Source organism: Streptomyces sp. NPDC044704, from assembly GCF_056433525.1.
The window spans coordinates 15,922-36,556 of record NZ_JBWKGY010000003.1 but is presented as its reverse complement, the minus strand read 5'-3'; the positions used below and the strand labels follow the sequence as shown (position 1 = coordinate 36,556).

The following is a 20,635-nucleotide window of genomic DNA, read 5'->3' as shown; positions in this document are numbered from 1 at the left end:
CGGGAAGAGGCAGTGGACCGATCAGAGCCGACAACAGGGGGACGGGCAGCCCATGGTGACCGGACGTCAGGAAATGACGGCAGCGGCTCCGGCCCGGCCGTGTCCCGGCCAGTTGCCGGACCTCTCGGGCCTCGATCTGGCCGCACTGCGCGGGATCGACCATCCGGTGCTCGCCGAGGTGATCGAGGGCATGGTCGAGCGGGTCACGCACCCCGCCGAGATCCTGAACGCATTCGACTCCGGGGTCGTCTGAAGTACCTCGTACCCCAAAGGGAGTTGACCACTTTCCGCCGTTAGCGTGGCCCCTCCGAAGGGCAGGGATGGACCGTCCGCAGCGGGAGGTACAGGCGATGAGCCAAGCGATCACGAGCGGTCTCGTGCTGCCCGCACACCGGACCCCGACCCCCCACGCGCGCCACGCCCCCTGGCCCTACACCCGCCTCGACGTGCCCGCCCTGCGCGCCGCGGGTCACCGCCCGCAGCCGATCCGCCAGTTCGTCCTCAAGACGCACGGCCGCTGCAACCTGGCCTGCACCTACTGCTACGTCTACGAGATGGCCGACCAGGGCTGGCGCACCCGCCCCGCCGTCATGGCCCCCGCCACCGCCCTGCGCGCCGCCGAGCGGATCGCCGAGCACGCCGCAGTCCACGACCTGTCCCGCGTCGACCTCGTCCTGCACGGCGGTGAACCCCTGCTCGGTCCGCCCGCGGCCCTGGCCGCCCCCGTCGACGCGGTACGGGCGGCCCTGGCCCGCCGCTCGCCCCGCACCCGGGTCACCGCGACCGTCCAGACCAACGGCACGCTGCTCACCCGCGGCCGGCTCGCCGCGCTGTCCGCCGCCGGGATCCGGGTCGGCGTGAGCCTCGACGGCGGGCTGCCCGCGCACAACGCCCGCCGCGTGGACCACGCGGGGCGGCCCGGTTTCGGGGCGGCCGCCCGGGGCCTGCGGCTGCTCGCCCGGCATCCCGACAGCTATGCCGGGGTGCTGTGCGTGGTGGACGCGGCCCAGGACCCGGTGGAGACGTACGAGTCCCTGCTGGCCTTCGCCCCGCCCGCGATCGGGCTGCTGCTGCCGCTGGCCAACTGGAGCACCCCGCCGCCCGGCTGGACGCGGCAGGGCAGCCCGTACGCGGACTGGCTGCTGGCCGTCTTCGAACGCTGGTGGCACGACGGGGTGCGGCGCACCCGCATCAGGATCTTCGAGGAGATCATCGCCCTGCTGCTGGGGCTGCCCGCCGCCACCGAGACGCTGGGCCTGGCCCCCGCGACCACCGCCGTCGTCGAGACCGACGGCAGCATCGAGCAGGCCGATTCGCTCAAGTCCGCCTACGAAGGGGCCGCCGCCACCGGGATGACCCTCGACACCCACAGCTTCGACGAACTGCTCGACCATCCCGGGTTCGCGGCCCGCCAGCTCGGCCGGGAGGCCCTCGCCCCCGCCTGCCGGGCCTGCGAACTCGTCGAGGTGTGCGGCGGCGGGCACTACCCGCACCGCTACCGCGAACGGGAGGGCTTCCGCCAGCCGTCCGTGTACTGCGCCGACCTCCAGGCCGTCATCCGGCACGTCGCCCGCGCGCTGCACACGGCCGCCACCACCGGACGGGCCGCCTCATGACCCACCGAACCGAAGCCTCCCGCCGCACCGACCCCGCCGGGTCCGGTACCGCCCGGCCCGATGCCGCCCGCAGCGACCCCGCCCGGTCGGACGTCTCCCGCGCCGAAGCCCCCCGGGACACGGCCCCCCGCACCGGCCCCGCCCGCGCCGCCGGCGTCCCCGCCCAGCACTCCGGTCCCACCGGCCCGACCGGCCCCACCAGTCACACCAGCCCCACCGGCCCGCCCGACCTGGCCCGGTTCGCCGTCAGTTCGCACACCCTGCGCGCCCTCGCCTCCACCGAGCCCTCCGCGGAGGGCACCCGCCTGGTGCGCGACGTGCGCCGCTCCAAGCGCCTCGTCCTGCTGCGCGCCGTACTGGACGCCGCCCCCGGCGACGAGGCCGCCGAGCGCTGGGCCCTGCTGGAGGAGGCCGAACGGCAGGACCCCGACGCCGTGCGCGACGTACTGCACTACCCCGCCACCGGCGTCTGGGCCGAGGAGACCCTGCGCCGCCTGCACGCGCCGGACGGCCCCGCACCCGACCTCGGCCACCTCGGGGCGCTCGCCGTCGCCGCCGCCCTGCGCGCCGGGATCAGCTTCAAGACCACGCTGCGGCCCGTCCACGGCCGCCTCGTACTGCCCACCCTCGGACTGCTGCGCCCCGACCGCCCGGGCCCCCTCGCCCTCACCGAACGCTCCTGGGACGCCGCCGACGCCCTCCCCCTGCACGCCCTCCCCGGCGGCCGCACCGCCCTCGACGACCTCGACCCCTACCGCGCCCCCGCCCCCGACGACGGCCGCCCGGCCGGAGTGCGCCCGGCCCGCCGGCTCACCCCCAAGGGGCACAAGCGCTGGGACATCCAGTGGTCCGGCGCCCTCACCCTCCTGGAGCGCTACGACTCCACCCGCGCCGAGGAGACCGCCCACCTGCTGCGCTCCGTGGTCCCGCTGGCCGGCGGATCCCGCTCCAGCGGCGCCACCCTCCCCGCGGCCGCCGGCTCCGTCCTGGCCCGCGCCCAGGCCCCGCCCGCACTCGCCGCGACCCTGGTCCACGAGGTCCAGCACGGGAAGCTGGCCGCCCTCGCCGACGTCCTGACCCTGCACACCGCCGACCGCACGCCCCGCCACTGGGCCCCCTGGCGCAGCGACCCCCGCCCGCTGGAGGGGCTCCTGCACGGCGCGTACGCCCACCTGGCCCTGGCCGGCTACTGGCAGCGCGCCGCCCTGTACGGGGCCCGCGGCGCCTGGGCCCAGCACGCCCGGATCCGCGCCCAGGTCGCCGCCGTCCTGCCGGCCCTGCGCGCCCACCCCCAACTCACACTCACCGGAAGTGAGTTCGTCGAGGGCATGACCATCGCCGAGCGGGCCATGGACGAACTCCCGCCCCCCGGCGACCAGCACGCCACCGCCCGCCGGACCCTGGAACGCGAACGCCGCGCCTGGTGCGAAGCCCACCCCGAACTCGCCGCGTTCGCCGAGGGATGACGGGACCGGGACGGGAGGAGTCGCAGCGGCCTGACGGCCCGTCCGCTGCGGTACCTTTTCAGTCCCGCCCCACCCCGTGCCAGCCCCACCCCGTCCACCGCCCGGATCCCAGGGAGACGGCCGCATGACCGGTACCGGTACGCGACACGACCGCGACGGAGCCCCCCAGCCGCAGCGCTTCGTCATCAGCTTCGCCGGCTTCAACCGCCCCTGGGCCGTGTGGATCGCCCACCGTCTGGAGGAACACGGCCACCGCGTCGCCCTCCAGCGCTGGGACCCCCAGACCAGCCCCGGCCTGACCGAGGCCCTCGACGACCTGGCCCGGGCCGGCGGCAAGGTCCTCGTCGTCCTCAGCGAACGCTACTTCTCCGCCGGCACCCACACCGACGAGGAGTGGAACGCAGCCCTGCGCACCGTCACCTCCTCCCACCCCGACCGGTTCGCCGCCGTCTGCCTCACCGACTCCCCGCTGCCCAGCGCCGTCGCCGCACTGGAGAAGACCGACCTGTGGGGCCTGGACTCCTACGAGGCCGAGTACCGCGTGCTGCGCCGCCTGGAGCTGCCCACCGACCGGATCGGCACCGAGAGCGGCCGCCGCGGACCCCGCTTCCCCAACGACCCGCCCGAGATCTGGGGCCGGGTCCCGCGCCGCAACCCCCGTTTCACCGGCCGCAACGACGTCATCGGCAAGCTGCGGGCCGCCCTCACCGAGGCCCCGCCCGGCGCCTCCACCGCGACCCTGCTGGGCCTGTCCGGCGTCGGCAAGACGCAGGTCGCCACCGAGTACGCCTACCGCTTCGCCTCCGAGTACGACGTCGTCTGGTGGGTGCCCGCAGAAGACCGGCCCACCCTGCGCGAACGGCTCGCCGACCTCGCCCCGGCGCTCGGCCTGCCGCGCGGCGCGGGCAGCTACGGCGAACAGATCCGGGCCGTACTGGAGGCCCTGCGGCGCGGATCCCCGTACCACCGCTGGCTGCTGGTCTTCGACGGCTGCGACAGTCCCGACGACCTCACCGACCTGCTGCCCTCCGGCGCCGGCGACGTGATCATCACCTCCCGCAACCGCGAATGGGCAGCCCGCCACACCAGCCTCGTCGAAGTCCCCCTCTACGCACGGCCCGAGTCCGTCACCTTCATCCGCCGCCGCGCCGGCCGCCTCACCGGCGACGAGGCCGACCAGCTCGCCGAAGCGCTGGAGGACTACCCCCTCGCCCTCGACCAGACCGCGGGCTGGCTGGCCGACTCGCCCATCGGCGTCGGCGAGTACCTCACCCTCCTCCAGCACCGGCTGGACTCCCACGAGGCCGTCACCCTCTCCGACGACTACCCGCTGCCCTTCCCGACGGCCCTGGCCATACTCCTCAACAACGTCCGCGAGAACTTCCCCGACGCCCTCGCCCTGCTGCGGCTGTTCGTGTTCTTCGCCCCCGGCCGGGTCCCGCTGCGACTGCTGCGCGAGTTCCCCGCCGACGACGTCCCCGAGCACCTCGCCGGGATCGTCAACGACCAGATCCGCTGGAACGCGGCCCTCAACAAGCTCGTCCAGTTCTCCGTCGTCCGCCTGGAGTACTCCGACCTCTCCGTGGAGGAGGGCGGCGGCCTGGAGACCGTCCAACTGCACCGCATGGTCCACAACATCGTCCGCGAGAACCTCGCCGAGGACGAGGCCGAGCAGCTGTCCCGCTCCGTCCGCCAGGTCCTCGCCGCCGCCGACCCCGGCCGGCCCACCGACTCCAGGCTCTGGCCCCGCTACGCCGAACTCGTCCCGCACCTGGAGCCCGCCGGCGTACTGACCAGCACGAACCCCCGCATCCAGAACTTCCTGCTGCACTGCCTGCGCTACCTGATCCTCGCCGGGGAGTACCGCACCTGCCTGCGCCTCGCCGAACAGACCGACGGCATCTGGCGGGCGATGCTCGGCGACGACCACGACCAGGTCCGCGAGCTCAGCTACCACTACGGCGGCGCCCTGCGCATGCTCGGCCACTTCCGCCGCGCCGAGACCCTCGCCCGGACCGTCGCCGACCGGCTCGTCACCGAACGCGGCGACCGCGACCTGGAGACCCTGCGCGCCACCAGCACCTACGCCGGGGTCCTGCTCAGCACCGCCAAGTTCGAGGAAGCCCGCCACCTGCTGGAACACGCCTTCGAAACGTACCGGGAACTCCTCGGCGAGGACGACTCCACCACCCTCAACGCCCAGAACAACGTCGCCGTCGCCCTGCGCCTCCTCGGCCGCTACCAGGAGGCCTACGACACCGACCTGGACACCCTGCGCCGACGCGAACGGGTCCTGCGCGTCCGCCACATCGCCACCCTCTCCTCCGGCATCGGCTGCGCCATGGGCCTGCGCCTCATGGGCCGCTACCGCGAGGCGCTCGCCCGCCAGGAACAGGGCCTCAAGCTCCACATCCAGGTCCTCGGAGCCAACCACCCGCAGACCCTGCGCGCCGAGCACAACCTCGGCCAGTGCCTGCGCCGCTCCGGGGACATCCCCGGCGCCGGAGCCCGCCTGCGCAGCGTCCTGGAACGGTCCACCCGGGTCTTCGGCGCCGAGTTCCCCTGGACCCTGATGGTCGCCTCCGACTACGCGACCTACCTGCGCGAGTACGGGGACATCGAGGAGGCCCGCCGGATCTCCGAGGACGTCGTACGCGGCTACCAGTCCCAGCTCGGGCTCGCCCACCCGTACAGCATCGGCACCGTCGGCAACCTCGGCCTCGTCCTGCGCGCCCAGGGTGAACGCGCCGAGGCCCTCAGCCTCGCCGAACAGGCCCTGGTCGGCATGCGCGGCGCCCTCGGCGACCGGCACCCCTGGACGCTGGGCTGCGCCCTCAACGCCACCGGGCACCGCAACATCACCGGCCGGCTCGACGACGCCCTGGACCTGAGCCGCGAGACCCTGCGCGGCGCGGAACGGGTCCTGGGCCCGGACCACCCGATGACGCTGAGCGCGCAGATCGCCCTCGCCGCCGACCTGAGGGCCGTACGGGAGGACGCGGAGGCCTCCAAACACGAGGACGCCGGCATCAAGGCCCTGACCCGCACCCTGGGCCCCCAGCACGTCCACACCGTCTCGGCCCGCCAGCAGACCCGCCCCTACTGGGACTTCGAACCCCAGCCGTAGCCCCGGCCGCGGTACGCCGGAAGGCCCGGCCCCCCGAGGGGGCCGGGCCTTCCTGGGTACCGCTCGGCGCGGTGACTACGCCTCGAAGACCTCGTTCAGCAGGAGCTGCTGCTCCGCCTGGTGGCGCTTCGCGGAACCGACCGCCGGGGACGAGCCGTGCGGACGGGAGATCCGCCGCAGGCGCTCGCCCGCCGGGACCTCCGCGCCGACCGCCAGGTCGAGGTGGTCGATCAGGTTCAGCGCGATGAACGGCCACGCACCCTGGTTCGCCGGCTCCTCCTGCGCCCAGATGTACTTCGCCGCGTTCGGGAACTTGGCGATCTCGGCCTGGAGCTCAGCGCCGGCCAGCGGGTACAGCCGCTCGATGCGGATGATCGCCGTGTCCGTGATGCCGCGCTTCTCGCGCTCGGCCTCCAGGTCGTAGTAGACCTTGCCCGCGCAGAAGACGACCTTGCGGACCGCGTTCGGGTCCACCGTGCTGTCGCCGATGACCGGACGGAACGAACCGGTCGTGAACTCCTCCGCCTTCGACGCCGCGGCCTTCAGACGCAGCATCGACTTCGGGGTGAAGACGATGAGCGGCTTGTGGTGCGGGTTGTGGACCTGCCAGCGCAGCAGGTGGAAGTAGTTCGACGGCAGGGTCGGCATCGCGACCGTCATGTTGTCCTGCGCGCACATCTGGAGGAACCGCTCGGGACGCGCGGACGAGTGGTCCGGGCCCTGGCCCTCGTAGCCGTGCGGCAGCAGCAGCGTGACGCCGGAGGTCTGGCCCCACTTCTGCTCGGCCGAGGAGATGAACTCGTCGACGACGGTCTGCGCGCCGTTGACGAAGTCACCGAACTGGGCCTCCCAGAGGACCAGTGCGTCCGGACGGGCCAGCGAGTAGCCGTACTCGAAGCCCATCGCCGCGTACTCGGAGAGCAGCGAGTCGTAGACGTTGTAGCGGGCCTGGTCGTCCGACAGGTAGAGCAGCGGGGTGTAGTCCTCGCCGGTCTCCCGGTCGATGAGGACCGCGTGGCGCTGGCCGAAGGTGCCGCGGCGGGAGTCCTGGCCGGACAGCCGGACCGGGGTGCCCTCCATCAGCAGCGAACCGAAGGCGAGGGTCTCGCCCATGCCCCAGTCGATGGTGCCCTCGTCGATCATCGCCGCGCGGCGCTGCAGCTGGGGCAGCAGACGCGGGTGGACGGTGACGTTCTCCGGGATGTTGACCTGGGACTCGGCGATCCGCTTGACCACGTCCTGCGAGATCGCGGTGTTCACGGCGACCGGGAACTCCTGCGCGGTCTGCGCGGGCGTCACCGGGGCGCCGGCGGCCGGAGCCGTCGCGGCCTCGCGGACCTCCGCGAAGACCTTCTCCAGCTGGCCCTGGAAGTCCTGGAGCGCCTGCTCGGCCTCTTCCAGCGTGATGTCGCCGCGACCGATGAGGGACTCGGTGTACAGCTTGCGCACCGAGCGCTTCTTGTCGATCAGGTCGTACATCAGCGGCTGCGTGAACGCCGGGTTGTCCGACTCGTTGTGACCGCGGCGGCGGTAGCAGATGAGGTCGATGACGACGTCCTTGTTGAACGCCTGGCGGAACTCGAAGGCGAGCCGCGCGACGCGGACCACGGCCTCCGGGTCGTCACCGTTCACGTGGAAGATCGGCGCCTCGATCATGCGGGCCACGTCGGTCGCGTACATCGACGAACGCGAGGACTCCGGGGCGGCGGTGAAGCCGACCTGGTTGTTGATGACCACGTGCACGGTGCCGCCGGTGCGGTAGCCGCGCAGCTGCGACATGTTCAGCGTCTCGGCGACCACACCCTGGCCCGCGAAGGCCGCGTCACCGTGCAGGGCCAGCGGAAGGACGGTGAAGTCCGTGCCGCCCTTGTTGATGACGTCCTGCTTGGCGCGGGCGACACCCTCCAGGACCGGGTCGACCGCCTCCAGGTGCGAGGGGTTCGCGACGAGCGAGACCTTGATCTGCTCGCCGTCCAGGCCGGTGAAGGTGCCCTCGGCGCCCAGGTGGTACTTGACGTCGCCGGAGCCGTGCATCGACTTCGGGTCGAGGTTGCCCTCGAACTCGCGGAAGATCTGCGCGTACGACTTCCCGACGATGTTCGCCAGCACGTTCAGGCGGCCGCGGTGGGCCATGCCGATGACGACCTCTTCGAGGCGGGCCTCGGCGGCCGAGTCGATGACGGCGTCGAGCAGCGGGATGACGGACTCGCCGCCCTCCAGCGAGAACCGCTTCTGGCCGACGTACTTCGTCTGCAGGAAGGTCTCGAAGGCCTCCGCCGCGTTCAGACGGCGCAGGATCCGCAGCTGCTCCTCGCGCTCCGGCTTGGAGTGCGGGCGCTCGATGCGGTCCTGGATCCAGCGGCGCTGCTTCGGGTCCTGGATGTGCATGAACTCGACGCCGGTCGTGCGGCAGTACGAGTCGCGCAGCACGCCGAGGATGTCGCGGAGCTTCATCATCGACTTGCCGGAGAAGCCGCCGACCGCGAACTCGCGCTCCAGGTCCCACAGGGTGAGGCCGTGCTCGGTGATGTCGAGGTCGGGGTGCTTGCGCTGCTTGTACTCCAGCGGGTCGGTGTCGGCCATGACGTGGCCGCGGACCCGGTAGGAGTGGATCAGCTCGAAGACGCGGGCGGCCTTCGTGACGTCGTCGTCGTGCGAGGCGTCGATGTCACGGAGCCAGCGGACCGGCTCGTAGGGGATCCGCAGCGCCTCGAAGACGTCGTCGTAGAAGCCGTTCTCGCCGAGCAGCAGGTTCGCGACGATGCGCAGGAACTCGCCGGAGGCCGCGCCCTGGATGACCCGGTGGTCGTAGGTCGAGGTCAAGGTCATGACCTTGGAGATGCCCAGCTTGTTCAGGGTGTCCTGCGAGGTGCCCTGGAACTCGGCGGGGTAGTCCATGGAGCCGACGCCCATGATGACCGACTGTCCGGGCATCAGACGGGGCACGGAGTGCACGGTGCCCAGGCCGCCGGGGTTGGTCAGCGAGACGGTGACGCCGGTGAAGTCGTCCATCGTCAGCTTGCCGACGCGGGCCCGGCGGACGATGTCCTCGTACGCCTGCCAGAACTCGAAGAAGTTGAGGGTCTCGGCCTTCTTGATGCCGGCGACGACGAGCTGGCGGTCGCCGTTGGGCTTCACCAGGTCGATCGCGAGACCGAAGTTGATGTGCTCCGGCTTGACCAGGGTCGGCTTGCCGTCCTTCTCCGCGAAGGAGTGGTTCATGGCCGGCATGGCCTTGATGGCCTGCACCATCGCGTAGCCGATCAGGTGCGTGAAGGAGATCTTCCCGCCCCGGGCGCGCTTGAGGTGGTTGTTGATGACGATGCGGTTGTCGAACAGCAGCTTCACCGGGACGGCGCGGACGGACGTGGCCGTCGGCACTTCCAGGGAGGCGTTCATGTTCTTGGCGACGGCAGCAGCCGGGCCGCGGAGCGTCACCAGTTCGGGGCCCGCGGGGGCCTCGGTGGCGGGCGCGGCCTTCTGGGCGGCTACGGGAGCGGCGGGAGCGGCAGCCGGGGCGGCCGGGGCCTGAGCAGGCGCGGCCGGTGCGGCGGCCGGGGCCTGAGGGGTGACAGTCACAGCAGGGGCACCAGAGGGGGTGGCAGGAGCAGGGGCAGGAGCGGACACAGGCGTGGGCGCGGCGGAGGTCGCGGGCGCGGCGCCCGCCGCCCCCGTGGCGGCGGCGTCGGTGGCCTGCGGGACCCCGGCGGCGGGCGTGGCGGCCTGTGCGGAGGCGCCACCCGTCGTCGCGGGCTTCTCGGGACTGTCCGACTTCACCGGAGCGACAGCGCCCCCCGGCTTGTAGTCGGCGAAGAAGTCCCACCAGGCCCGGTCGACCGAGTTCGGGTCCTGGAGGTACTGCTGATAGATCTCGTCGACGAGCCACTCATTCGCGCCGAAGCCTGAGGCAGGGGTCTTCCCGCCCTCTGCTGCTTCGGTCGTGGTGCTCGGGTTACTGGGGGACTGTGGCGACACGGCGGCAACCGCCCTCTTCCGCTTCACAAGGTATGGACAGCGGGAATAAAGGCTACGCCTCCCTGGCCGCGCAATGCAGGCCGGGCGGGACTTCCGTCGTGCAGGTCACACCGAACGGCGGGTTTCGCCGCCTGGAATGGCGGGAAACAAGCGTGGTTCGGGTAGCCGACAACCAGGTTGCGGCCCCCTTGGCTTCGCACCCCTGACGACCCCGGGCACGTGTGGCCGAGATCATGTCCTTCCCACTCGAACCCTACGTCAAGACGGAGCCGGTGAGCTGCCCGGAAGAGTGACAAGGATTCGGCAACCTCGTGACGATTCGGCCACGCCGATGCCCCCTCCGTGCAGGCCGACGGCCCACTGGGCGATGGCCAGCCCCAGCCCCGTGCCCCCGTCGCCGCCCCGCGCGGCCCCCCGGTTGAACCGCTCGAAGACCCGGTGCCGCTCGGCCTCCGGAATCCCGGGCCCCTCGTCGAGGACCTCCAGCGCCAGGCTCCCGGGGGCCTCCCCGGCCCGGGCCCGCACCGTGACCCGGCCGTGCGGCGGACTGTGCTTGACCGCGTTGTCGATCAGGTTCGCCACCACCTGGTGCAGCCGCTCCGCGTCCGCGTGCGCCGTCAGGTCCGGCGGGAACACGTCCAGGTGGAGGTGCACGTCGTTGCGGGTGTGCCCGCCCGAACCGGTGGTCAGCCCCGGCCGCCCGGCCGCCGCCAGCCCCGACTCCTTCAGCACCCCCGACAGGTACGGCCACACCTCGAAGCGGCGCGCCCGCAGCGGCACCACCCCGTTGTCCACCCGGGACAGGTCCAGCAGCGTCTCCACCAGCCGGCCCAGGCGCTCCGTCTGCTTCAGCATCGTCCGCATGGTCTCCGGATCGGCGGCCGACACCCCGTCCACCACGTTCTCCAGCACCGCCCGCAGCGCCGCGATCGGCGTGCGGAGCTCGTGCGAGACGTTCGCGACCAGTTCTTTACGGTGCCTGTCCACCGCCTCCAGGTCGTCCGCCATCAGGTTGATCGTCGAGGCCAGATCGCCCAGCTCGTCCCGGCGCCCCGCCCCGCGCACCCGGCGCGTGTAGTCCCCTTCGGAGATCGCCCGCGCCACCCGCGTCATGTCGTCCAGCGGCGCCGTCAGACCGTGCGCCACGAACTGGGTGATCAGCATCGACGCGATCACCGAGAAGACCGTGATGAACCGCAGCTCGGTGTCCGTGCGCAACGCCACCAGCAGCAGGCCCGTGGTGATGAACACCGAGACCACGACGAGCGTGCCGAGCTTCGTCTTGATCGAGAACGGCGAGTACGGGCGCAGCCCGCCCGCGGGCCGCTGGGCGGGAACCCGCTGACCCGCACGCCGACCCGGCTCGCGCGGCGAGCTGCCCGCGCTCATGCCTGGGCCGGGGTCTCCAGGGCGTACCCGACGCCGTGGACCGTACGGATCCGCTCCGCCCCGATCTTCCGGCGCAGGGCCTTGATGTGGCTGTCGACCGTACGGGTCCCGGACGCGTCGGCCCAGTCCCACACCTCGGCCAGCAGCTGCTCCCGCGAGAGCACCGCGCGCGGCGTCCCCGCCAGGCACACCAGCAGGTCGAACTCGGTCGGCGTCAGGTGCACGTCCTCCGCCTGCACCCGGACCCGGCGCTGCGCGTGGTCGATCTCCAGGTCGCCGAGGCGCAGGGTGGCCCCGCGCGGGGCGTGCGCGGCCAGCGTGGCCCGCTCCACCCGCCGCAGCAGCACGTGGACCCGCGCGGCCAGCTCCCGCATCGAGAACGGCTTCGTCATGTAGTCGTCGGCGCCGACCCCGAGGCCCACCAGCATGTCGGTCTCGTCGTCACGCGCGGTGAGCATCAGCACCGGGACCGGCCGCTGCGCCTGGACCCGGCGGCACACCTCCAGCCCGTCGAAGCCGGGCAGCATGACGTCCAGTACCAGCAGCTCGGGCAGCCAGCTCTCGGCCGCCGCCACGGCGGCGGGACCGTCGTACGCCGCCTGGACCTGGAAGCCCTCGGCGCGCAGCCGGGCCGCGATGGCGTCGGCGATGGTGCGGTCGTCCTCGACCACGAGCACGCGCCGCTGGGCGCCTGGGGTGGCCGCGGCGCCGCTGTGGGTGGTGTGTGTCTGTTCCATGTCCCGCCCCTGAAGATCCCGCGTGATGGGGTGCAGCGTAGAGGAGCCCACGGCCTGCGGCTATGCGGGGTTCGGACAGGGACCGCCGGGTTCCGCGTCCCGGCGCGGCCCGCCGCGGGCGCGCCCGTGCAGCGCACACCGCCCTTCCGCCCTTCCGCGGGGTCCGGCCCGGCGGGCGGGCTCCGGTGACGCACCTCACCGACCTGTCCGTACGTCAGGTCTCCGGGTCGAAGCGGGGGAGGGCGTCCAGGACCCCCGTCAGGCCCGGAGTCAGCGAGGACTGGTCGCAGGCCACCTCGGTGCCGTCGTGCGTGAAGGAGTACACGAAACCGTCGAAAACGGGCCGGTCGGACATCGTGACCCGGGGCAGGCGGGGCAGTCCGGCCTCGCGGAGCGCGGTGCGCAGCGCCTCCAGCCCCTCCGCCGGCAGCTTCCCGGAGCCCTCGGGGCGGGCCCCGCCGTCCAGCCGGGTCCAGGAGCCGTCGCCCTTGACGATCAGGGTGTGGGTGCGGCCCGCGTAGCCGCCGGTGCGCGACACCCGGACGAGGGTCTCGTCGTCCGCCGGGGGCGTGGGCATGCCGGGGGGAGGGGTCCGGGCCGGTCCGGTCGGGGAAGCCGGTCCGGGGGAGGGCGTCGCCGTGGCCGCCGGGACGCCCGGGCCCGGCGCGGGGCCGGCGCCGTCGGGCGGCCGCCCGCCGCCGGAGCCGCACCCGGCCAGGACCACCGCACCGGCCGCCACGGCCGCCGCGGCCGTCACCGCCGCGCTCGCCGCCCTCGCCCTCGCCCTAGCCCTCGCCGTCGCCGTCGCACGGAACGTTCGCACACCCACCTCCGCGGGGTTCGGGCCGAACCCCGAGTATGGAGTCCCCCGCCCCCCGTCGGAAAGCATCCGGAGGCCGTCATCCGCCGCATCGCCCCCTGGCGCGTCGTCCCCGCGGCCGTGGCCCTGCTCCTCGGTGCGTGGGGCCTGGAACGGGGTCCCGGCGGCGGCAGCATGTGGCGCGACGAATCCGTCACCTGGCAGGTCGCCCACCGTCCCCCGGCCGGGCTGTGGGAACTCCTCGGCCAGGTCGACGCCGTGCACGGCCTCTACTACCTGCTGATGCACGGGGTGTTCGGCCTGTGGGACGGCGGCCTGTGGGCACTGCGGCTCCCCTCCGTCGCCGCGACGGCCCTCGCGGCGGCCGGAGTGGCCGCGGTGGCGCACCGGCTGGCGGGGGAGCGGGCCGCGCTGTGGGCCGGCACCGCCTACGCCGTACTGCCGCCCGTACAGGCGTACGCCCAGGAGGGACGTTCGTACGCACTGGTCGCGGCCGCCGTGGTCTGGGCGACGTACCTGATGCTGCGGGGGCGGTGGGCGGCGTACGCGCCGGTGCTGCTGCTGGGCTGCTGGCTGCACGAGTTCGCCGTACTGGCCCTGCTCGCGCACGCCCCCACCGCGTGGCGCTCGCGCGGCTGGCGGTGGAGCGCCGCGGCGGTCGTGGCCGGGCTGCTGCCGCTCGCGGCGGTGAGCGCCGGGCAGGCGCGGCAGCAACTGGGCTGGCTCGGACGGCCCTCCTGGCAGGACTGGGCGGCCTACGGGGTGGTGGCGGCCGCGGTGCTGCTGCTCGCGCGGCGGCCGCCGGCCGGCGAGCGGGACCTGGTACGGGTCGCCGTGCCGCTCGCCCTGCTGCCGCCCGGGCTGCTGATCGCCGTCTCGCTCGTCCACCCCTGGTACGTCGACCGGTACGTCCTCTACTCCCTCACCGGGCTCGCCCTGCTCGCCGGGGCGCGGCTCGCGCGGGCGCGGGGCCCGTGGCCGTGGCTGCTGGTGGCCGCGCTGCTCGTGCCGTTCGGGACCTGGTCGGCGTGGCTGCGGACCCCGGACAGCCGCAAGGACGACGTGCTCGCGGTGGCCGCCACCGTCCGGGAGCGGGCCCGGCCCGGGGACGCCGTGCTGTTCATGCCCGCCCGGCGGCGGGAGTGGCTGCTGTCCTCGCCCGAGGTGTACGGGGGCCTGCGCGACGTCGCCCTGGACCGTTCCCCGGCGGCTTCGCGCAGCCTCCAGGGCACCGAGCGCACCGCGGACGCCGTCCGGGCGGCGCTGGCCGCCTCCCCGCGGGTCATCGCCCTGCTGGACCCGGCCGGGCAGCCCCTGGACCCGTACCCGCACGAGGCGGCGAAGCGCGAGACCCTGGCCGCCTCCTTCGAACTGTGCTCGGTGACCCCGCTCCGCGGGGCCCGCGTCGCGCTCTACGCCCGGCCGGGCGGCTGCGGCTGAAACCCCGCCGCCCGGGCGGCCGTTGCGTGCGCGAGGATGACCGGACCACGCCACACCACGCAGCGGGCGCCGCGCCGCGACCCGGCCGCCCCGCCGACCCCCTGGAGCCGCTCATGACCGCGCCGCTCGACCCCCCGCCCGGGCCCGCCGCAGGGTCGGCCGCCCCCGTCGGGCCGCGGCCGCCCGGGCCGCTCGTCGGGGCGGGGTGGGTCGCCGAGCGGCTCGGGACGCCCGGGCTGGTGGTGTTCGACGCCTCCGTCGGGGCGCACCGGGGGGCGGAGCGCCGCATTCCGGGAGCCCGGCCCTTCGACCTCGACGGAGCCCTGTCCGACCACACCGCCACCGCCCCGCACACCATGCCCGGCGCCGAGGAGTTCGCCGGGGCGATGCGCGCCCTCGGCGTCGACGACACGGACACCGTGGTCGTCTACGACGCCGCCGGGACCTACTCCAGCGCCCGCGCCTGGTGGATGCTCCGCGCGACGGGCTTCGACCGGGTGGCCGTCCTGGACGGCGGCCTGCCCGCCTGGACCGCCGCCGGCCTGCCCGTCGAGGAGGCCGCCCCCGCCTACGGAGGCCCGTACGGCTCCTTCACCGCCCGGCCGCGCCCCGGACTGCTGGTCGACGCCGACACCGTCTCGGCGGCCCTGGCCGACCCGGCCGCCGCCGTACTCGACGCCCGGACCCGGGAACGCTTCGCCGGCACCGCTCCGGAGCCGCGCCCGGGCCTGCGCGGCGGCCACATGCCGGGCGCGGTGAACCTGCCCTTCGGGGACCTCCGGGGCCCCGACGGTCTGATGCGCCCGGCGGACGAACTCCGCGCGGCCTTCGCACCGCTGACCCGGGGCCGGGAGCGGCTCTACTTCAGCTGCGGTTCCGGGGTCACCGCGTGCGTGCTCGCCCTCGGCGCCACCCTGGCCGGGTACCGGGACCTGGCGGTGTACGACGGCTCGTGGAGCGAATGGGGCGACCCCGCCGCCCGCCGCCCGGTGGAGACCGGCCCGGCCGCGGACTGACCGGCCGGCCCGGGCGTGCCCCCGGGGGATAACCCCACCCCGGGCTCGGGTACCGGCCCCAGCGCGGGGCGGGGCCGGGCTCACCAGACTGGCGACATGGCATCCGACACGACCTCAGCCCTGCTCGCCCGTAAGACGGTTGGCGCCACCGCGGCCGCCGTCCTCCTGCTCCTCGCGGGCTGCGCCGTCGACGGGACGGTGACGCGGATGAAGACCGCCACCGCCGACGCCACCGTGACCGAGGCCGTCACGGCGGTCGAGATCGCGGACGGACGGCACGGCTCCGTCGAGGTGACCCCGGGCACCGGCCCCGGGGTCACGATCCACCGGACCGTGCACTTCCGCGGTGACACCGCGCCCACCCCCACCCAGCGGGTGTCCGGCGGCGTCCTCACCTTCACCGCCGGCTGCGCGGACAGCTGCTACACCGACTACCGCCTGGAGGTCCCCGCCTCCGCGAAGGTCACCGTCGGCAACTCCAGCGGCCGCATCGAGGTCACGGGGGTCGCGGCCGCCGAGCTGACCTCGGACTCCGGGGACGTGCGGGCCCGGCGGATCGCCGGCCCGCTGAAGATCCGTACCTCCTCCGGCACGATCACTGCCGAGGCGCTGTCCGGCCCGGAGGCCGACGTCCGCTCCGACTCGGGCGACGCCCGCCTGGCCTTCGTGACGGCCCCGGCCTCGGTCAGCGCCGTCACCACCTCGGGCGACCTCACCCTGCTGGTCCTGCGGGCCCCGTACCGACTGGACGCGGCGACCCGCTCCGGTGACCGCGACATCACCCTCCCCCTCACCCCCGACGCGCCCTCCCGGCTGCGCCTCGAAACGACCTCGGGCGACATCGAGGCCGCCCTCTCCTGACGGCCCCTGCCTCCGCCCTGCGCCCGTCCGCCACCCGTCCGCCGCCCGTTCGCCCCCGGCGAACGGGCGTTGGGGAACAACAGGGGACTCACGTGCATTGAGTCGGCATAGCTCAAGTTCACTGCCGGAGGGAAGATCATGGCTTCGACGTCCGTATCGCTCACCCTGCCCGTGCTGCCGCTGGACGACGAGGTCGTGCTGCCGGGGATGGTCGTTCCGCTGGACCTGTCCGACGCCGAGGTACGCGCCGCCGTCGAGGCCGCGCAGGCGGCGGCGGGCAGCGGGAAGCCCCGCGTGCTGCTCGTGCCGAGGATCGACGGGACGTACGCGGGCACCGGCGTGCTCGGGACCGTCGAACAGGTCGGCCGGCTCTCCGACGGGGACCCCGGCGCCCTGATCCGCGGCCGCGGCCGTGTCCGCATCGGGGCCGGGACCACCGGCCCCGGCGCCGCCCTGTGGGTGGAGGGCGAGACCGTGGACGAGCACGTGCCCGACCCGCTGCCCGGTGCCGTCGCCGAGCTCGTCACCGAGTACAAGGCGCTGGCCACCAGCTGGCTCAAGAGGCGCGGCGCCTGGCAGGTCGTGGACCGGGTGCAGCAGATCGAGGGCGTCTCCGCGCTCGCCGACAACTCCGGCTACTCCCCCTTCCTGACCGTCGCCCAGAAGGTGGAGCTGCTGGAGACGGCCGACCCCGTCGCCCGGCTCCGCCTCGCCGTCCGCCTCCTCAGCGACCACCTCGCCGAGCAGGACGTCGCCGAGTCCATCGCCAAGGACGTCCAGGACGGGGTCGACAAGCAGCAGCGCGAGTTCCTCCTCAGGCGCCAGCTGGAGGCCGTCCGCAAGGAACTGCGCGAGCTGAACGGAGAGAAGGACGGCGAGGAGTCCGACGACTACCGGGCCCGCGTCGAGGCCGCCGACCTGCCGGAGAAGGTGCGCGAAGCCGCCCTGAAGGAGGTCGAGAAGCTCGAACGGGCCAGCGACCAGAGCCCGGAGGGCTCCTGGATCCGTACCTGGCTGGACACGGTCCTCGAACTGCCCTGGAACGAGCGCACCGAGGACGAGTACGACATCCAGGGCGCCCGGGCGGTCCTCGACGCCGAGCACGCCGGGCTGAGCGACGTGAAGGACCGCATCACGGAGTACCTGGCCGTGCGCAAGCGCCGCGGCGAACGCGGCCTCGGCGTCATCGGCGGCCGCCGCGGCGGCGCCGTACTGGCCCTCGTGGGCCCTCCGGGCGTCGGCAAGACCTCGCTCGGCGAGAGCGTCGCGCACGCCATGGGCCGCAAGTTCGTCCGCGTCGCGCTCGGCGGCGTCCGGGACGAGGCCGAGGTGCGCGGCCACCGCCGCACCTACGTCGGCGCGCTGCCCGGCCGGATCGTCCGCGCCATCAAGGAGGCGGGGTCCATGAACCCGGTCGTCCTCCTCGACGAGATCGACAAGGTCGGCTCCGACTTCCGCGGGGACCCGGCCGCCGCCCTCCTGGAAGTCCTCGACCCGGCGCAGAACCACACCTTCCGGGACCACTACCTGGAGGTCGAACTGGACCTCAGCGACGTGGTCTTCCTGGCCACCGCCAACGTCCTGGAAGCCATCCCCGAGGCCCTGGCCGACCGGATGGAACTGGTCCGCCTCGACGGCTACACCGAGGACGAGAAGGTCGTCATCGCCCGTGACCACCTCCTGCCCCGCCAGCTGGAGCGGACCGGCCTCGGCGCCGACGAGGTCGTCCTGGAAGAAGAGGCCCTGCGCAAGCTCGCGGGCGAGTACACCCGCGAGGCGGGCGTGCGCACCCTGGAGCGGTCCCTCGCCCGGCTGCTGCGCAAGGTGGCCGCCCAGCACGAACTGGGGGAGCGGGAACTGCCGCTGACCATCGGCCCCGACGACCTGCGGACGTTCATCGGCAGGCCGCACCACGTCCCGGAGTCCGCACAGGACCCGGCCGAGCGGCGCACCGCCGTGCCCGGCGTGGCCACCGGCCTGGCCGTGACCGGAGCCGGCGGGGACGTGCTGTTCGTGGAGGCCTCGCTCGCCGACCCCGAGACCGGGGCCGCCGGACTCACCCTCACGGGCCAGCTCGGCGACGTCATGAAGGAATCGGCGCAGATCGCCCTCAGCTTCCTGCGCTCGCACGGAGCGGAACTGGAACTCCCCGTCGCCGACCTCAAGGACCGGGGCGTCCACATCCACTTCCCGGCGGGCGCGGTTCCCAAGGACGGCCCCAGCGCCGGCATCACCATGACGACGGCCCTCGCCTCACTGCTCTCCGGGCGCCAGGTCCGCACCGACGTGGCCATGACCGGCGAGGTCTCCCTGACCGGACGGGTCCTGCCCATCGGCGGGGTCAAGCAGAAGCTCCTCGCCGCGCACCGGGCCGGACTCACCACGGTGATCATCCCCAAGCGGAACGAGGCCGACCTGGACGACGTCCCGGCCGAGGTGCTGGAGGGGCTGGAGGTGCACCCGGTGACGGACGTGCGCCAGGTCCTGGAACTGGCCCTCGCCGGGGCGGAGGTCTCCTTCACCAAGGCCGCCTGACCGGCCACGACTCCGCCCGGGGGCCCGGGAACCCGCTTCGGCGGGGCCCCGGGCCCCCGCCGCGCCCGCTGCGAAATACTGGGCCCCCTGAGAGGTGGCCTCGTACAGAGGTGCCACACACCACCGATGGGAGCGGACGTGCACGGAAGTGAAGACCAGGAGTTCCTCGCCCTGGAGCGGGAGCTGTCCGTCTTCCTCCGGCGTGCCCGGGCCTCCTCCGGGGAGATGGCCCGCGCCCTCCACCCCGAGCTGGAGCCCGCCGCGTACGGGCTCCTCGTCCGGCTGGAGGCGGCGGGCCGGCAGCGGGCCACCGAGCTCGCCGCCTACTTCGGCGTCGGCAAGGCCACCATGAGCCGGCAGCTGAGGGCCCTGGAGGTGCTGGGCCTGGTCGCCCGGGAGCCGGACCCCGCCGACGGCCGCGCCTTCCTCGTCGGGCTCACGGAGGAGGGCCGGGAGCGGTTCCTGCGCGTCCGCGGGGCCCGCCGCGAGCAGTACATGCGCAAGCTCGCCGACTGGGACCGGGGCGAGGTGGCCGAACTCGCCAGGCTCCTGCACCAGCTGAACTCCGGCGAGGAGTGAGCCGGCGAGCGTGCGGGCCGGCCCGGCGGGGCGGGTCCGACCCGGCCGGCACCCCCTACAGCTCCGCGTAGACCGCCGAGGCGTCGTCGTGCCGCTTGTGGCGGGCCGACGGGCGCAGCGGATCCGACTCGATCGCCCGGACCCGCCCGATCAGCCCCTCGGCGCCCTCCTTGCGCAGCACGTCCAGGCAGGCCGCCCAGTCGCCCTCCCCGAACGTGTCCGTCCACCGGCTCGCCCCGTCCGTGAGCGCCGCCACCGCCACCACCTCCCCGCGCGGGGTGCGCCCGGTGACCGCCCGGGCCGCCACCGCCGGGTCCGCGGCCGCCGTGAAGAAGCCGCCCTCCGTGTTGCGCAGGGCGTCCGTCGCCGCGACCGAGCCCAGCACCTCGCCCGGGATCCGGTCGAGGCGGTCGTCGAGCACCGCCGAGACCCGCCCGTCCGCCCCGCGGAGCAGGAGCACGGAGTCCGACAGCACGAGGTGCTCCACCCAGGACGCGTCCCAGCGCACCAGTACGACCGTCGCCTGCGGGGTCCGCACGTGAGAAAGGTCACAGGTTTCGCGGTGGGCGTCGGCGGTGTCGCCGATGGCCCGCGCCAGGATCCGGTCCAGCGGCATGTCCCGCCGCGATCCGGACAGTTCGGTCAATCGGCCGCCGAGCCGCGCCGAGAACCAGGGCACGCCGTGCCCGCACCCGTCCCCGCCGCGCGGCGGGGTGACCCCGTCCAGCACCACCAGGACGCCGCCGCCCGACGCAGGTGCCGACGCCGACACCCAGTCCTCGTTGGGGCGTTCCGGGTTGCCGGGGGCCGTGGCGAGGTCGATGCGCATGCGGACATTCTGCCCGGTACGCCGCTCCCCGCACCGGTAGGTCCGTACCAATCCCGGGTGGGGTGGCGCACCCCCGCACGGCCCGCCCGCCGGACCCCCGCCGGGATGTGGGCGGGCATAGTGCCAAAGCCCGGCTCGATCTTTCAACCACCCGTCCACGAGCGGCCCCTGACACGGGGTGCCCGAGTTGGTCGCCCACTCCTCCGTGATGTTCACTCCTTCGAGTGGCCGGGTGGGCGATGTGC

Annotated in this window: 14 protein-coding genes; 9 read left to right on the top strand and 5 right to left on the bottom strand. The window is 74.0% G+C overall.

Annotation, left to right across the window (positions count from 1 at the left end):
- The first annotated feature begins 52 nt into the window (after nucleotides 1–52).
- From fxsA to fxsT, 4 genes are all read left to right on the top strand, one after another.
- Nucleotides 53–253 carry an FxSxx-COOH cyclophane-containing RiPP peptide gene (fxsA, locus tag AC07B0_RS07635; protein ID WP_356875702.1) on the top strand — a complete coding sequence of 67 codons (201 nt, stop codon included), beginning with the start codon at nucleotides 53–55 and terminating at the stop codon, nucleotides 251–253.
- 97 nt (nucleotides 254–350) lie between these two features.
- On the top strand, nucleotides 351–1,616 hold the full coding sequence (locus AC07B0_RS07630; RefSeq protein WP_469376816.1) for an FxsB family cyclophane-forming radical SAM/SPASM peptide maturase: 1,266 nt from the start codon (nucleotides 351–353) through the stop codon (nucleotides 1,614–1,616).
- On the top strand, nucleotides 1,613–3,082 hold the full coding sequence (locus tag AC07B0_RS07625) for an HEXXH motif domain-containing protein (RefSeq protein WP_478897275.1): 1,470 nt from the start codon (nucleotides 1,613–1,615) through the stop codon (nucleotides 3,080–3,082). Before AC07B0_RS07630 ends, AC07B0_RS07625 begins: the two co-directional genes overlap by 4 nt.
- A gap of 124 nt (nucleotides 3,083–3,206) precedes the next feature.
- Complete coding sequence (gene fxsT, locus AC07B0_RS07620; protein WP_356875696.1) at nucleotides 3,207–6,209, top strand: FxSxx-COOH system tetratricopeptide repeat protein; 3,003 nt, start codon at nucleotides 3,207–3,209, stop codon at nucleotides 6,207–6,209.
- A gap of 75 nt (nucleotides 6,210–6,284) precedes the next feature.
- Here the strand turns inward: fxsT and AC07B0_RS07615 are convergent, their stop codons facing one another.
- The 4 genes from AC07B0_RS07615 to AC07B0_RS07600 all read right to left on the bottom strand — a co-directional run bounded on the left by AC07B0_RS07615 (nucleotide 6,285) and on the right by AC07B0_RS07600 (nucleotide 12,887).
- Nucleotides 6,285–10,184, bottom strand: coding sequence for a multifunctional oxoglutarate decarboxylase/oxoglutarate dehydrogenase thiamine pyrophosphate-binding subunit/dihydrolipoyllysine-residue succinyltransferase subunit (locus AC07B0_RS07615; RefSeq protein WP_467290439.1), 3,900 nt, complete (start codon nucleotides 10,182–10,184; stop codon nucleotides 6,285–6,287).
- A 258-nt stretch (nucleotides 10,185–10,442) separates the two neighbouring features.
- Complete coding sequence (locus AC07B0_RS07610; RefSeq protein ID WP_467290441.1) at nucleotides 10,443–11,573, bottom strand: HAMP domain-containing sensor histidine kinase; 1,131 nt, start codon at nucleotides 11,571–11,573, stop codon at nucleotides 10,443–10,445.
- On the bottom strand, nucleotides 11,570–12,310 hold the full coding sequence (locus AC07B0_RS07605; protein ID WP_356875690.1) for a response regulator transcription factor: 741 nt from the start codon (nucleotides 12,308–12,310) through the stop codon (nucleotides 11,570–11,572). Before AC07B0_RS07605 ends, AC07B0_RS07610 begins: the two co-directional genes overlap by 4 nt.
- 214 nt (nucleotides 12,311–12,524) lie before the next feature.
- Entirely contained in the window at nucleotides 12,525–12,887 is a 363-nt protein-coding gene (locus AC07B0_RS07600) for a hypothetical protein (protein WP_469376820.1), read from the bottom strand.
- A gap of 363 nt (nucleotides 12,888–13,250) precedes the next feature.
- Here AC07B0_RS07600 and AC07B0_RS07595 point away from each other — a divergent pair, with 363 nt between their 5' ends.
- From AC07B0_RS07595 to AC07B0_RS07575, 5 genes are all read left to right on the top strand, one after another.
- The gene (locus AC07B0_RS07595; protein ID WP_469376822.1) at nucleotides 13,251–14,570 is read left to right on the top strand and encodes a glycosyltransferase family 39 protein; all 1,320 of its coding nucleotides are present in this window, start codon (nucleotides 13,251–13,253) and stop codon (nucleotides 14,568–14,570) included.
- A gap of 113 nt (nucleotides 14,571–14,683) precedes the next feature.
- Nucleotides 14,684–15,586 carry a sulfurtransferase gene (locus AC07B0_RS07590; RefSeq protein ID WP_469376824.1) on the top strand — a complete coding sequence of 301 codons (903 nt, stop codon included), beginning with the start codon at nucleotides 14,684–14,686 and terminating at the stop codon, nucleotides 15,584–15,586.
- 96 nt (nucleotides 15,587–15,682) lie between these two features.
- On the top strand, nucleotides 15,683–16,447 hold the full coding sequence (locus AC07B0_RS07585) for a DUF4097 family beta strand repeat-containing protein (RefSeq protein WP_469376826.1): 765 nt from the start codon (nucleotides 15,683–15,685) through the stop codon (nucleotides 16,445–16,447).
- Nucleotides 16,448–16,585: 138 nt separating this feature from the next.
- A complete protein-coding gene (gene lon, locus AC07B0_RS07580; RefSeq protein ID WP_356875680.1) occupies nucleotides 16,586–18,982 on the top strand; it encodes an endopeptidase La in 2,397 nt (798 codons plus the stop codon).
- Between the two features lie 126 nt (nucleotides 18,983–19,108).
- Nucleotides 19,109–19,561, top strand: a complete 453-nt coding sequence (locus AC07B0_RS07575; protein ID WP_467290453.1) for a MarR family winged helix-turn-helix transcriptional regulator — start codon at nucleotides 19,109–19,111, stop codon at nucleotides 19,559–19,561.
- A gap of 55 nt (nucleotides 19,562–19,616) precedes the next feature.
- Here the strand turns inward: AC07B0_RS07575 and AC07B0_RS07570 are convergent, their stop codons facing one another.
- Nucleotides 19,617–20,390 carry a protein phosphatase 2C domain-containing protein gene (locus tag AC07B0_RS07570; RefSeq protein ID WP_469376829.1) on the bottom strand — a complete coding sequence of 258 codons (774 nt, stop codon included), beginning with the start codon at nucleotides 20,388–20,390 and terminating at the stop codon, nucleotides 19,617–19,619.
- Nucleotides 20,391–20,635: the final 245 nt, after the last annotated feature.

What these genes read in the sequence shown, in the direction of transcription:
- AC07B0_RS07610 (WP_467290441.1), bottom strand. Translation starts at nt 11,573, where the DNA reads ATGAGCGCGGGCAGCTCGCCGCGCGAGCCGGGTCGGCGTGCGGGTCAG.
- AC07B0_RS07630 (WP_469376816.1), top strand. Translation starts at nt 351, where the DNA reads ATGAGCCAAGCGATCACGAGCGGTCTCGTGCTGCCCGCACACCGGACC.
- fxsT (WP_356875696.1), top strand. Translation starts at nt 3,207, where the DNA reads ATGACCGGTACCGGTACGCGACACGACCGCGACGGAGCCCCCCAGCCG.
- AC07B0_RS07625 (WP_478897275.1), top strand. Translation starts at nt 1,613, where the DNA reads ATGACCCACCGAACCGAAGCCTCCCGCCGCACCGACCCCGCCGGGTCC.
- AC07B0_RS07575 (WP_467290453.1), top strand. Translation starts at nt 19,109, where the DNA reads ATGGGAGCGGACGTGCACGGAAGTGAAGACCAGGAGTTCCTCGCCCTG.
- AC07B0_RS07600 (WP_469376820.1), bottom strand. Translation starts at nt 12,887, where the DNA reads ATGCCCACGCCCCCGGCGGACGACGAGACCCTCGTCCGGGTGTCGCGC.
- lon (WP_356875680.1), top strand. Translation starts at nt 16,586, where the DNA reads ATGGCTTCGACGTCCGTATCGCTCACCCTGCCCGTGCTGCCGCTGGAC.
- AC07B0_RS07570 (WP_469376829.1), bottom strand. Translation starts at nt 20,390, where the DNA reads ATGCGCATCGACCTCGCCACGGCCCCCGGCAACCCGGAACGCCCCAAC.
- AC07B0_RS07605 (WP_356875690.1), bottom strand. Translation starts at nt 12,310, where the DNA reads ATGGAACAGACACACACCACCCACAGCGGCGCCGCGGCCACCCCAGGC.
- fxsA (WP_356875702.1), top strand. Translation starts at nt 53, where the DNA reads ATGGTGACCGGACGTCAGGAAATGACGGCAGCGGCTCCGGCCCGGCCG.
- AC07B0_RS07585 (WP_469376826.1), top strand. Translation starts at nt 15,683, where the DNA reads ATGGCATCCGACACGACCTCAGCCCTGCTCGCCCGTAAGACGGTTGGC.
- AC07B0_RS07590 (WP_469376824.1), top strand. Translation starts at nt 14,684, where the DNA reads ATGACCGCGCCGCTCGACCCCCCGCCCGGGCCCGCCGCAGGGTCGGCC.